14 protein-coding genes and 2 pseudogenes are annotated in these 12,267 nt (G+C 66.0%); 10 read left to right on the plus strand and 6 right to left on the minus strand.

Translation table 11 applies throughout. The annotated features are described in order from the left end of the window. Positions 1–8: 8 nt before the first annotated feature. The 7 genes and pseudogenes from AB0300_RS12925 to AB0300_RS12955 all read left to right on the plus strand — a co-directional run bounded on the left by AB0300_RS12925 (position 9) and on the right by AB0300_RS12955 (position 5,193). Positions 9–353: a metal-sensitive transcriptional regulator gene (locus AB0300_RS12925; RefSeq protein ID WP_029266204.1), complete on the plus strand. Its 345-nt coding sequence runs from the start codon at positions 9–11 to the stop codon at positions 351–353. A 209-nt stretch (positions 354–562) separates the two neighbouring features. Then, positions 563–1,258: pseudogene (locus tag AB0300_RS12930) on the plus strand (hypothetical protein). 119 nt (positions 1,259–1,377) lie between these two features. Next, complete coding sequence (trxB, locus tag AB0300_RS12935) at positions 1,378–2,355, plus strand: thioredoxin-disulfide reductase (RefSeq protein ID WP_029266208.1); 978 nt, start codon at positions 1,378–1,380, stop codon at positions 2,353–2,355. Then, on the plus strand, positions 2,352–2,678 hold the full coding sequence (trxA, locus tag AB0300_RS12940) for a thioredoxin (RefSeq protein ID WP_029266209.1): 327 nt from the start codon (positions 2,352–2,354) through the stop codon (positions 2,676–2,678). Before trxB ends, trxA begins: the two co-directional genes overlap by 4 nt. Continuing rightward, entirely contained in the window at positions 2,675–3,772 is a 1,098-nt protein-coding gene (gene arsB, locus AB0300_RS12945) for an ACR3 family arsenite efflux transporter (RefSeq protein WP_029266210.1), read from the plus strand. The genes trxA and arsB overlap by 4 nt, the downstream gene beginning before the upstream one ends. Then, positions 3,769–4,767, plus strand: a complete 999-nt coding sequence (locus AB0300_RS12950) for a metalloregulator ArsR/SmtB family transcription factor (protein ID WP_029266212.1) — start codon at positions 3,769–3,771, stop codon at positions 4,765–4,767. Before arsB ends, AB0300_RS12950 begins: the two co-directional genes overlap by 4 nt. A 21-nt stretch (positions 4,768–4,788) precedes the next feature. Continuing rightward, complete coding sequence (locus tag AB0300_RS12955; protein ID WP_029266214.1) at positions 4,789–5,193, plus strand: arsenate reductase ArsC; 405 nt, start codon at positions 4,789–4,791, stop codon at positions 5,191–5,193. Positions 5,194–5,239: 46 nt separating this feature from the next. Here the strand turns inward: AB0300_RS12955 and AB0300_RS12960 are convergent, their stop codons facing one another. The 6 genes and pseudogenes from AB0300_RS12960 to AB0300_RS12985 form a co-directional block, all read right to left on the minus strand. Continuing rightward, on the minus strand, positions 5,240–5,896 hold the full coding sequence (locus AB0300_RS12960) for a thioredoxin domain-containing protein (protein ID WP_029266216.1): 657 nt from the start codon (positions 5,894–5,896) through the stop codon (positions 5,240–5,242). Between the two features lie 44 nt (positions 5,897–5,940). Then, the gene (locus AB0300_RS12965; RefSeq protein WP_231479865.1) at positions 5,941–8,025 is read right to left on the minus strand and encodes a cation-translocating P-type ATPase; all 2,085 of its coding nucleotides are present in this window, start codon (positions 8,023–8,025) and stop codon (positions 5,941–5,943) included. Next, positions 8,022–8,357 carry a metalloregulator ArsR/SmtB family transcription factor gene (locus AB0300_RS12970; protein WP_366216139.1) on the minus strand — a complete coding sequence of 112 codons (336 nt, stop codon included), beginning with the start codon at positions 8,355–8,357 and terminating at the stop codon, positions 8,022–8,024. The genes AB0300_RS12965 and AB0300_RS12970 overlap by 4 nt, the downstream gene beginning before the upstream one ends. A gap of 120 nt (positions 8,358–8,477) precedes the next feature. Further along, the gene (locus AB0300_RS12975) at positions 8,478–8,864 is read right to left on the minus strand and encodes a hypothetical protein (RefSeq protein WP_029266222.1); all 387 of its coding nucleotides are present in this window, start codon (positions 8,862–8,864) and stop codon (positions 8,478–8,480) included. Next, positions 8,864–9,301, minus strand: coding sequence for a hypothetical protein (locus AB0300_RS12980; protein ID WP_136025417.1), 438 nt, complete (start codon positions 9,299–9,301; stop codon positions 8,864–8,866). The genes AB0300_RS12975 and AB0300_RS12980 overlap by 1 nt, the downstream gene beginning before the upstream one ends. 251 nt (positions 9,302–9,552) lie before the next feature. Beyond that, a pseudogene (locus AB0300_RS12985) lies at positions 9,553–9,961 on the minus strand (heat-shock protein HtpX). Positions 9,962–10,055: 94 nt separating this feature from the next. Here AB0300_RS12985 and AB0300_RS12990 point away from each other — a divergent pair. The 3 genes from AB0300_RS12990 to AB0300_RS13000 all read left to right on the plus strand — a co-directional run bounded on the left by AB0300_RS12990 (position 10,056) and on the right by AB0300_RS13000 (position 12,260). Further along, positions 10,056–10,526, plus strand: coding sequence for a hypothetical protein (locus AB0300_RS12990; protein WP_136025418.1), 471 nt, complete (start codon positions 10,056–10,058; stop codon positions 10,524–10,526). Between the two features lie 79 nt (positions 10,527–10,605). Further along, a complete protein-coding gene (locus AB0300_RS12995; RefSeq protein ID WP_029266226.1) occupies positions 10,606–11,271 on the plus strand; it encodes a thioredoxin domain-containing protein in 666 nt (221 codons plus the stop codon). Then, on the plus strand, positions 11,271–12,260 hold the full coding sequence (locus AB0300_RS13000; RefSeq protein WP_029266228.1) for an NAD(P)/FAD-dependent oxidoreductase: 990 nt from the start codon (positions 11,271–11,273) through the stop codon (positions 12,258–12,260). The genes AB0300_RS12995 and AB0300_RS13000 overlap by 1 nt, the downstream gene beginning before the upstream one ends. Positions 12,261–12,267: the final 7 nt, after the last annotated feature.

A 12,267-nucleotide genomic window follows, 5' to 3' on the forward strand; every position in this document is an offset into this window, starting at 1 on the left:
AGACCACGATGACCGACACCATCGAGACCGACCAGGTCGAGTCCGACACCGCCTGCGAACACGGCGAACACGGCGAACACGGCTACATCACCGACAAAGCCCGCTATCTCGCCCGTCTCAAACGGATCGAAGGACAAGCCCGCGGCATCCACCGCATGGTCGACGAGGAGAAGTACTGCATCGACATCCTCACCCAGATCTCAGCGCTGACGAGCTCACTCCAGGGCGTTGCTGTCGGTCTTCTCGAAGACCATCTCCGCCACTGCGTCACCGACGCCGCACGTGCAGGCGGAGACATTGCCGAGGCCAAGATCACTGAAGCATCCCAGGCCATCGCACGCCTCGTCCGCTAAGCCAGCGAGGCGGCCCCGCGGATGCCTTCGATGCTCCTCGGATAGCTCTGGGCGAGTGGACGCTCAGGACTTTGCGCGCCTGTAGTCAAAGGCGCCGTCCTGACGCTGAGAATCGAGCAACTGATCGAGGATGCCATCGTGATCGATGACGGGCTTGGGCTGGCCATCCGGCTGCAGCCGCCCATCTAACCGAACGTGGCGTCGATGACGTGGTCGTCGAGCGTGGCTCCTCCGCTGGTGCTGCCGTGTCCGAGTGGGGTCATGCACGCCTCTTCTCAGGCTGGCCGGAGCTCACCGACACTGCAGCGCGTCGCCTGCTCGAGCCGACCGGGACGGCGCCGGCAAACGGCTACCCGACGGGGGCGGAGTGGGTGAGTGAGTACCTCACCCCACTCGTCGATGTGCTGGGTGACCGCGTCCTCTACGGCACAACGGTGACGGGAATCGCGCGGCAGGGGCGCGACAAAGACGTAGACAGCGGCCGCAAGGGCCAGCCATTCGTTGTGCACACGGTCGACCAGGACGGCTGCGATGGCCGTATCCTCGCCAGTGCTCGACGCCGTGGCCAGCATCGCCTCGGAGATCGACCCGAACATCCACTCCTGCGGCTCCGTCGGAGCCACCGGCGCACGCCAGCTCGCGCAGCCCGAGAAGGACCTGTTCATCGTCGGTGCGAAGTCTTATGGCCGCGCCCCCACCTTCCTGGCGCTCACGGGCTAGGAGCAGGTCCGCAGCGTCGCAGCTCACCTTGCCGGAGATCACGAGGCTGCGGAGCGCAACGAGCTCGTCCTTCCCGACACCGGGGTCTGCGGCGGTGCCGGCGGCTTCGACGCCGAGGGTGCCAGCTGCTGCGGCACGCCATCCGTACTGCGCAGATCGGCGCAAGGCCCGTCGGCGCAGTCTGACCGACCCACGAGAGGGCGACTTCCCGATTGGGAGGTCGCTTCTTGGCATCCAGGTGCAGTGTCCGTGAACTGTCTCGCCGCCGATTGCGCCTTACTTTGAAGAATGTCAATATAGATTCATGTCGAATCAACAGATTGAGCTGGTCATCATCGGATCGGGCCCCGCAGGCTTCACCGCCGCGATCTACGCGGCCCGGGCAAACCTCGCCCCGGTCGTTATCGCCGGTTCGGTGACCACCGGTGGTGCGCTGATGACGACGACCGAGGTGGAGAACTTCCCTGGGTTCGTCGACGCCGTCAACGGACCGGAGTTGATGGAGTCGATGCGTCAGCAGGCCGAGCGGTTCGGCGCCCGCATCCTCCTCGACGACGCAGTCAGCGTCGACCTCGACGGACCGATCAAGGCCATCGTGACTGGCGCGGGTGAGACGTTCCGTGCGCGTGCGGTGATCCTCACCATGGGCTCCGCCTATCGCAAGCTCGGGTTGCCGGATGAGGAGCGACTCACCGGCCGAGGCGTGTCCTGGTGCGCCACCTGCGATGGGTTCTTCTTCCGCGAGCAGGAGATCGTCGTCGTCGGCGGCGGGGACTCCGCGATGGAGGAGGCCCTGTTTCTCACCCGTTTCGCATGCAAGGTGACCGTCGTGCACCGTCGCGGCGAGGTCCGCGCTTCGAAGATCATGGCGCAGCGCGTGCTTGACCACCCGAAGATCGAGGTGGCATGGAACAGCGAGATCGCCCGGCTGAACGGCGACGAGAAGCTCGAATCCGTCACCCTCCGTGACACCGTCACCGGCACCGAGCGCGAGCTGGCGGCGACCGGTGTCTTCGTCGCGATCGGCCACGACCCCCGCTCGGAGTTGGTCACAGGACAGGTCGTCACCGACGCAGGCGGGTTCGTCCGAGTGGATCATCCTTCCACCCGCACGAACATCCCCGGGGTGTTCGCGGCCGGCGATCTGGTCGATCACACCTACCGGCAGGCGATCACCGCCGCCGGCACCGGCTGCGCCGCCGCTCAGGACGCCCAGCACTACCTCTCGAACCTCGAGAACGACCCGGCCGCTCCGATCGAGGCCGAGGAGGTCTTCGCATGAGCACGCTCACCGCCGTCACCGACGCCACGTTCGAGGACGAAGTTCTCGACTCCGACATCCCTGTCGTCGTCGACATCTGGGCCACCTGGTGCGGTCCGTGCCGCCAGGTCGCTCCGCTTCTTGAGCAGCTCGCCGCCGAGTACGACGGACGAGTGAAGATCGTCAAGGTCGATGCGGATCGGAATCCCGAGACCGTGACCGCCGCTGGCGTCACGTCGATCCCCACCCTCGGCTTCTTCCGCGACGGCACCGGCACGGACATCCTCATCGGCGCGCACCCGAAGCCCGTCATCGCCGAGAAGATCGAGGCGCTGCTCGCATGACCACCGCAACCGCAGCTTCCGCTCCCGCCGCCGTCCGGCGTCTGTCCACCCTCGACAAGTGGCTGCCACTGTGGATCGGGCTCGCCATGGTCGCAGGACTTCTCCTCGGCCGATTCGTCCCCGCTCTGTCGGACCTGCTCGGCCACCTCGAGGTCGGCGGCATCTCGGTGCCCATCGGGCTCGGGCTGCTGGTGATGATGTACCCGGTGCTCGCGAAGGTCCGCTACGACAAGATCGCGGCCGTCACCGGCGACAAGAAGCTCCTCGTGTCTTCGCTGGTGCTGAACTGGCTCGTCGGCCCTGCGGTCATGTTCGCCCTCGCCTGGATCTTCCTGCCAGATCTGCCCGAGTACCGCACGGGGCTGATCATCGTCGGTCTCGCCCGCTGCATCGCGATGGTCGTCATCTGGAACGACCTCGCCTGCGGCGATCGGGAAGCGACCGCCGTACTCGTCGCGATCAACTCTGTCTTCCAGGTGGTCGCCTTCTCACTGCTGGGCTGGTTCTACCTCACCGTCCTGCCCGGCTGGCTGGGTCTGGACACTCAGGGGTTGGAGATCTCGGTCTGGCAGATCGCCCTGAACGTGCTGGTCTTCCTCGGCGTGCCACTCGTCGCCGGCTTCGCTTCCCGCTGGATCGGCGAGAAGCGTCGCGGCCGCGCCTGGTACGAGGAGAAGTTCCTCCCCGTGATCGGCCCCTGGGCGCTGTACGGGCTGCTGTTCACCATCGTGCTGCTGTTCGCGCTGCAGGGCGATGCGGTCCTGGCCAACCCGCTGGACGTCGCGCGGATCGCGCTGCCACTGCTGGTCTACTTCGGGCTGATGTGGTTCGCAGGGCTCCTGCTCGGCAAGAGCCTGGGCCTGAACTACGCCCGCTCCACCACGCTGGCCTTCACCGCGGCCGGGAACAACTTCGAACTCGCCATCGCCGTCGCCATCGGCACCTTCGGCGCCGCCTCCGGGCAGGCTCTGGCGGGCGTCGTCGGCCCTCTCATCGAGGTGCCCGTCCTCGTTGGACTCGTCTACGTCTCCCTCTGGGCGGCGCGCGCTTGGTTCCACACCGATCCCTACACCGGCGAAAGGATCACCTCATGAACGTCACGCTCACCGACGCCGTCGACAGCTGCAGCCCGGTCGCTACCCACGCCATCGGCCACGAGGCGGCGTCCACCGTCGCCGCGACCTTAAAGGCTCTGTCGGATCCGCTGCGCCTGCGCATGCTCTCCGCGATCGCTTCCGATCCGCGAGGCGAGTCCTGCGTGTGCGATCTCGCCGAGCTCGCACACGTCTCACAGCCCACCGTGTCGCACCATCTGAAGGTCCTCAAGGGCGTCGACGTGCTCACCTCCGAACGGCGCGGCACCTGGGTCTGGTACCGCATCAACCCCAGCCGCCGGGGCGCCGTCACCGCTCTGCTGGACTCCTTCGCGCCTGCGACCATGACGGCGCCCGGCGAAGACGGCGACGCCGAAGGCCGCGCCGGCCACCCCGAGTTCGATGCGCGGATCACCCACCTCGCCGATGAGCTCGCCGCCGAGGTCCCCGAGCTCGCCCCGGAGACCGTGCTGGGCATCGTTCGTGAGTCGTACACGTCACTCGCCCGCACGGCAATAGTCACGGGAGCGCTTGTCCCGCTCACCGAACGCTTCGCACGTCAGCGACTCGCCGACCTCACGCGCGACCGCGACTCCGCTGTACCCCAGGTGTTGTTCGTCTGCGTGGCCAATGCGGGGCGTTCGCAGCTCGCTGCCGCGCTTGTCAACAAGCTCGCCGCCGGCAGGGTTGTCGCCCGCTCGGCAGGATCTGCTCCCGCGGACGTCATCCATCCGCACGTCCGCTCGATCCTCGCCGAGATCGAAGGCGACCTGGCCGCCGAACGCTTCCCCAAGCCCCTCACCGACGATGCCGTCCGTGCCGCCGACGTGGTGATCACGATGGGCTGCGGCGACGTCTGCCCGATCATCCCCGGCGTCCGCTACGACGACTGGGCCGTCGGCGACCCTGCCCTCGCATCCCGCGAGGGCGTCGAAGCCATCCGCGACGACATCGAGGACCGCGTCCGCGCCCTCGTCGATGAGCTCACGCACTGACCACCACCCACAGGAGCCCTCATGACCGACACCACCAAGCCCTCCGTCCTCTTCGTCTGCGTGCACAACGCCGGCCGCTCCCAGATGGCTGCCGGGTTCCTCCGCGACATCGCCGGCGACCGCATCGAGGTCCGCTCCGCCGGCTCCATGCCGGCCGACCAGATCAACCCCATCGCCGTGGAAGCGATGAAGGAACTGGGCATCGACATCACCGCCGAGCAGCCCAAGATCCTCACCACCGAAGCCGTGCAGGCCTCCGACGTCGTGATCACCATGGGATGCGGCGACGCCTGCCCGTTCTTCCCTGGCAAGCGCTACGAGGATTGGAAGCTCGACGATCCTGCCGGTCAGGGCATCGAGGCTGTTCGCCCGATCCGAGACGAGATCCGGGCACGCATCGAGAGGTTGGTCGACGAAATCCTCTGATTCAAAGTCTGTCCGCTGAGGCGGGCCTCGCGCACGCTCGATAGTGTCAGCGAGCGACGGCCTCGTCGAGGGCATCCGTGAGGTCCCTGAGCTGGGTGAGCTCGAGCTTCTCGCCGTCGAGGAAGAAGGTCGGCGTGCCACTGACGTTGAGATACTGGCCGTCGTTGCGGTCTGCTTCGACTCTTTCCTTGGTGGCGGGGTCGGCGATTGCTTCGTCGTACGAGTCCATGTCGAGGCCTAGGTCTTCGGCGAACGTCCGGAACAACTGGGTGTGAGAGGTCTGCTGCTCGCCCCTCTGAGCCTGGGTCTCGAACAGGCGAGCGTACATCTCCTCGAACTTGCCCTGTTGAGCTGCCGCTTCGGCGGCGAGGGCGGCGTTCATGGAGTTGAAGTGTCCGGGCAATGGGAAGTACCGCACGACGTAGTTGATCTCGCCCTCATAGTCGGCGCGGATCTGTTCGACCACCGGGTAGAACGCTCCGCAGGCTTCGCACTCGAAGTCGAGAAACTCCACCAGCGTCGGCGCATCCGGGCCGGCGTCGTCCAGGACGTGCGAGTCAGTCCGGGCGCCGGGCAGTGCGCCCGCCGAGCCGGAAGGGTCGGGAGCAGCGGGCCGGGTCAGCATGACCACGACCAGAGCTGCGATCACGAGGACGATAACGACGGCACCGGTGATGAGGCTGACTTTGACGGGGGTCTTCACGAAGGATGGCTCCAGCTCGGACGGCGATATCACCGCAGGGTTGGTCAGGCGCGTGCGGGCTCGGGTGCCGGCGCTAGCTCTCGGAGAGCAGCGGGGCGTCGGGCTGCACGGACGCCGTTGAGGATGACGACGACCTCGGCGATCTCGTGTACCAGGACGACACCGGCCAGACCGAGAACGCCGAACAGCGCCAGCGGGAAGAGCACGATGATGATGGCGAGGGCCAGGGCGATGTTCGCGGTCATGATGCGTCGCCCGCGGCGCGCGTGCGCGAGCGCGCCGGGGATGAGGCGGAGGTCGTGGCCGGTGAACGCGACATCGGCGGACTCAATGGCGGCCGCCGAACCTTTCAGTCCCATGGCGATGCCGACCGTGGCGGTCGCTAGTGCTGGGGCGTCGTTGATGCCGTCCCCGACCATGGCCGTCGGGCGGACGGTGGTCAGGGATTCGATCGCGTGGGCCTTGTCGGCGGGCAGCTGCTCGGCCCGCACATCGTCGATGCCTGCCTGGGCGGCGATGGCGCGGGCGGTGCGTTCGTTGTCGCCGGTGAGCATGACGGTCTCGATGCCCTGACTGTGGAGCATCCGCACGGTCTCGGCCGACTCCGGGCGCAGTTCGTCACGGATGCCGATGAGCCCGGCGACAGCGCCGTCGGCTTCGACGACGACCACGGTCATGCCCTCCGCAGCCATCCCTTCGGCGGCGGTGCTGAGCACGGCCGGGTCAAGCCAGCGCGCGTTCCCGACGCGGATGAGTGTGCCGTCGACGCGGCCGGCGATGCCGTGGCCGGCTTCTTCCACGACATCGATGGCGGACAGCGCCTTCGGGGATGCCGCGGTGATCGCGGCGGCCAAGGGGTGCGTGCTGGTCGCCTCGATGGCGGCAGCCCAGGCGAGCAGGTCGTCGCGATTGGTCCCGTCGGCGGGTCGGACGTCGACCACCGCGGGTTCGTTGCGGGTGAGCGTCCCGGTCTTGTCCAGCGCGACGGCGCGGATCGTGCCGAGCTGCTCGAACGCCTCCCCGGACTTGATCACCACGCCGAACTTCGACGCGGAGCCGATGGCGCTGATCACGGTGACCGGCACCGCGATCGCCAGCGCGCACGGGGACGCCGCGACCAGGACCACCAGTGCCCGCTCGATCCAGGTCCAGGGGTCACCGACGACGAAGCCGAACAGCGCGACGAGCGCCGCGGCGATCAGGACGACGGGAACCAGCGGGCGCGCGATCCGATCCGCTAGTCGTGCCCGATCGCCCTTGCGGGCGTGGGCCTGCTCCACCAGCGAGACGATCTGCGTGAGGGAGTTGTCGCGGCCATCCGCGGTCGCCTCGATCCGCAACGTCGCCGACCCGTTCACCGAACCTGCCGCGACCACGTCGCCGGGCCCGACCTCGACCGGGATGGACTCCCCGGTGATCGCCGATGTGTCCAGGCTGGAGCGTCCCTCGACGACGACACCGTCGGTCGCCACACGCTCGCCCGCTCCGACGACGAGGATGTCGAGCTCGCGCACATCGGCAGCAGGGACCGTGATGTCGCCACTGAGCCGTGAGACGCGCACCGTCTCCGGGATCAGTGACAGCAGTGCGCGCAGGCCCTCCTTAGCGCGGTCCATCGCTCGGTCCTCCAGCGCCTCAGCGAGGGAGAACAGGAACGCCAGGGTCGCTGCTTCACCGACGTGCCCGAGCAGGACGGCGCCGACAGCAGCGATCGTCATCAGCAGACCGACACCGAGCCGGCCACGGATCACGCGCCGGATCGCACCGGGAACGAACGTGTACGCGCCAGCGAGCAGAGCTGCCCACTGCAGCACCAGTGCGGCAATCTCCAGGCCCGTCCACTCGAACGCGTACCCGGCGAGTAGGAACACACCGGACAGCGCCGACGGCAGTAGAGCGATGTCCCGCCACCACGGTGGACGCACCTCGAACTCGTGATCGGCGCCGGCGGCTGGTGGCAGGGCGGGGCCGCAGCACGCATCGCCGTCATCATGAGCAGATACGCCCGCCGCCGCCTGCACGACCTCTGGGCCGCAGCAGCCGTCTCCCCCCTGCGGTAGCGACAACTCGACGCGGTGGATGGTGCCTGTCTTCCGCGGCTCGTCGTCGCCGCAGCACTCCGCGCTCATGCGCAGCACTCGCACTTCTCGTCAACGCACGGCACGCCTTCATCGACCGCCACAACCGCGTCGAGAAGATGCCGCAGGCCCACCGTCAGGTGCGGATCTGCGATCTCGTACCGCGTGCGACGACCCTCCGGCGTCGCGATCACCAGTCCACAGCCCCGAAGACAGGTGAGATGGTTCGACACCTTCGTGCGGCTCAGTTCAAGATCACGGGCGAGCTCGGCCGGATAACCCGGGGCATCCAGCAGCGACAGCAGGATCCTCGAACGCGTCGGGTCGGCCATCGCCCGACCCAGCCGGTTCATCACATCAAGACGAGAAGCAATAGTCAGCACACGATGACTATACACGGGACACTGAACTATAGCGATGGCGACTCCACTGGACACTGCATCGAGGCGTGGCGCCTTGTCCACCACCTCCTGGAACGTGCCGAGCTTCACTCAGGATCGCGCCTACCGGAAGTTCTTCGACGAGTCCGTGTCGTTCGGATGCGACGGGGATGCCTCGATGAGTATCACCCGTCCCGGCTTCTTGCCCTTCGGCTGGGGAGCGTCGACCGCGTAGCGAAGCCTCGCGCCGTCCGTGACCTTGTACTGCCAGACGGGCAGGGTCCTCCCGCCCACCACCGCTGTAGATAGGTTGCCCTTCAGCTGGTAGCAGCGCGAGCTGTCGAACCGCGTCGGGTGAGCGGTCAGGTAGTCCCAGGCATCCGCGAGGGCGTTCTTCGCGGTCGCGCGAAGGTCGCGCCACCCGCGCTCCGCCGCGACGTCGCCGAAGACGATCTCGTACTCGCTGACCCTTGTCGGTCGCGGAACCGACGATCCCCGCCTTCCCGCCATTACGGGCGCTCGACCCGCGCAGACGTCTCCGTCAGATCGATCGGCTTAGCCGGCCGCGCACCCATGGCGTAAGCCGCAGCAGTCTCCCGCCACTCGTGCTGAGCACGCAGCAGGCGTTCAAACGTGCCCAACTCGCTGGCGGAGTAAACCAGCCGCTCAATTTCGCTCGCGTAAGTGGCCAGCTCGCCCTCATCGAACTCACTCGTCCACGCGAAGAGCTCCCGCAGCGCAGCGCCGACATCGCCCCTGTTCCGCCCGATAGCGCGGAGCAGTTCACTGGAGAGCTTCACGCCAAGCTCGAGCGTGTCGAGGTCGTGGCCACGAAGGATCACCAGGTCATCGCCATCCCGACGAGTGATACGCACCTGGCCCTCGTCGATGTGGGCAAGGACATCCTTCGGCTTACGGAGGAGATCGGTGAAAGTCGCGGTGCTCATGAGACCAGAGTACATCAGATAAACATCAGAGGTTCTGCGTCTTGTGCGCTGGAGCCCCCCGCTGCACCCGTCCGGATGTCCGTTCAGTCGGACACCCCACTGAGAACGAGTGCATCGGCCGCGATAATGTCGGAAGCGCGGTGAGATGACGCTAGATGTCACTCGGACGGGGACGGCGTCGGATTCTCTACGCGCTTTGCGGTGACACATTCCTGACGATGCACCACCGGATTGCCATCCCGCCCACGAGATCAGGTGAGTTCACTCTCGAGTTGTTCGATGCGTGCGCGGATGTCGTCGCAGTTCGAACGGACGGCGTCGATACCCTGGCGCGCTGGGTCGTCCAGCTTCCAGTCCTCGTAGCGCTTGCCAAGAAAGAACGGACAGGCCTCGCCGCATCCCATACTGATGACGACGTCAGACGCCTGCACGGCTTCGGTTGTCAGCACTTTTGGGCTGCTCGGCTGTGCTGTCGATTCCGAGCACGCCCATCGCCTCGTCAGCAGTCGGGTTGGACCGCTCGGCGGGCATGGATCCCGCCGAGCGGACCTCGACGCGGTCGCCTGCGATGTCGCGGAGACATCCGGCCGCCATCTGCGAGCGTCCGGCGTTGTGGACACCGACGAAGAGGACGGAGCGCTTGGTGGTGGTGTCAGTCATGGAGGGCCCTAGTAGGTACTAGTCCAGGAGGCCTCGTCCACGAGGGTGCGTACCCGTACGGTTTGATTGTCGAGGCTGGTAACATCCTCGTGAAATGATCACGTCTGGCCGGTCTCGTAACCAGGCGGCGTCTGTTGACAAGCTCCTGATAACGAAGATCATTACAGGCCTTGGGTTGGCCCTGCTCTTGATTGTCGGAGCATGGTCCGGTGGTCATCGCGACGCGGACGCCTCTCCATATCTCACTGCTACCTCGACTGCATCGATGGAAACCGAGCTTACGAGCTATGGTGCGGTTGGCTCGTCGACGCATGGTTCTGGTGGCGCCTCATCGGAACGGCTCCTGATAGACGGCGCCTCCGCGAACGCACTGATCGGCCTTACAGGGTGCGTGTTTGGCCTCGTCTGCTCCTTCCTGATCCTCATCGTCGCTCGAGCCTTCGTAAATCGCGTGCCGAACGGAAATCGCGAGCGACTTCCGCGCATGCCCGAGATGAGGGCCGCACCCGACCGCCCGTTTGCACGAACTCTTTCCCTCACGCAACTCTCTCTGTCGCGCACCTGACATCGATCAGCCATCTCACGATGGCGCTTCACATTCGGTGGGGTTCACGTTCGTTGTGCTGTGTTGTGGTTGGAGAGAAATGAAAGCGTCTCAAAAGGCGATCCTCGTCACGGTGGGTCTCGTCGTTGTCCTCCTTGTCGTCGCGCTGGTGTACGTCCTTCTCAGTGAGAATCGGGCCTCCGCGCCCGAGACAGAAGGCAACGACGGCCCTCAGGTGGTGCGAGAGAATTCACATGTGCTCGACGATGGCGGCGACGCAGCGGTCACCGTGGTCGAGTTCCTCGATTTTGAGTGCGAGGCGTGTGGCGCCTTCTACCCGCTGGTCGAGGACCTTCGTGAGAAGTTTGATGGGGAGATCACCTACGTCATCCGGTATTTCCCGTTGCCTGGCCACTTCAACTCGAAGAACGCTGCGATCGCGGCAGAAGCGGCGGCCCAGCAGGGACGGCTGGAAGACATGTACCACCGCTTGTTCCAAACACAGGCCCAGTGGGGTGAGGCTCAGGAGTCGCGTGCGAACCTGTTCCGGGGTTTCGCTGTGGAGCTCGGGTTGGATATGGCTGCTTTCGATGAAGCGGTCGCGGATCCGGCGACCGCACAACGAGTGGAGTTCGACGTTGATGAGGGCGAGCGACTCGGCGTCAGCAGCACTCCGACGTTCTTCATCGACGGGGAGCAGGTCGTATTGGAGAAGTGGACGGACCTCGAGGACGGCATCGAAGCTGCGGTGAACGGGACGCAGTGATGGTGCGTTCGTTATCGCATCGCCGAGCGATTATCGTCGGGGCCGGCCAATCTGGATTGGCGATGGCGTCCGCGCTGTCGTCCTATGGGCTGGAGGCACAGAAAGACTTCGTCATCATCGATTCCGCGCCGACCGGTCAACGAAGCTGGGCAACCCGTTGGCACTCGATGAGGCTTCTCAGCGATGCTCGCAACAGCACTCTCCCCGGGTTCCCCTTTCCCGGGGACAATCGCCGTCATCCAGGCGGTCGCGAGATGAGCGACTACCTGGCTTCTGTAGAGAAGACGCTCGGCGTGAAACCTCTCTGGGGCGTTCGCGCTCTCGAGGTGGAACGCCGCGGAGACGGATCCACGTTGCACCTTTCGACGTCCATCGGGGACGTGCAAACGCGAAACGTTGTCTGTGCCACAGGATCTGCGGCAGTGCCCCGAGTCCCTACCTGGCGCCAGAATCTGTCGGCACCCGGAACGGTTCTACATTCCAGTCAGTACCTACACCCGGGCCAGATCCCTTCGGGGACCGTGTTGGTGGTCGGCGGAGGGTTCAGCGGCGTACAGATCGCCGAAGAACTCGCTCACTCGCGAGATGTCACTCTATCCACCCGAACAGAACGACCGCGGCCGTCAGCGCGATGGTCCATCTGGCCGAGGCTGCGCCGCAACCACTCGATTCGTTCCGGCCCCGCGCCCACCGCTCTGGCCGGCGTGAGCCACGCGCCCCCCGTCGTGGAGGCCGACGGAGCCGTCGTGACATTTGCCGATGAGTCGACGATGCAGCCGCACTCCATGATCCTCGCTACCGGCTACGAACCCGGCGACAAGTGGCTACCCGCCCCGGAACCCACCGGTGCTCGGACACAAGCCAACACGCATATTCCCGGACTGTTCACGGTCGGCATCCCGAAGTACTCCCGAACCGGCGCAGACACGATTCCGGGGGCATGGAGTGATGCTGCCATCGTCGCCCCCAACATCATCGACCGCCCCTGAAAGGATC

It is taken from the genome of Microbacterium sp. NPDC078814 (assembly GCF_040702645.1).
Taxonomy (GTDB): Bacteria; Actinomycetota; Actinomycetes; order Actinomycetales; family Microbacteriaceae; genus Microbacterium.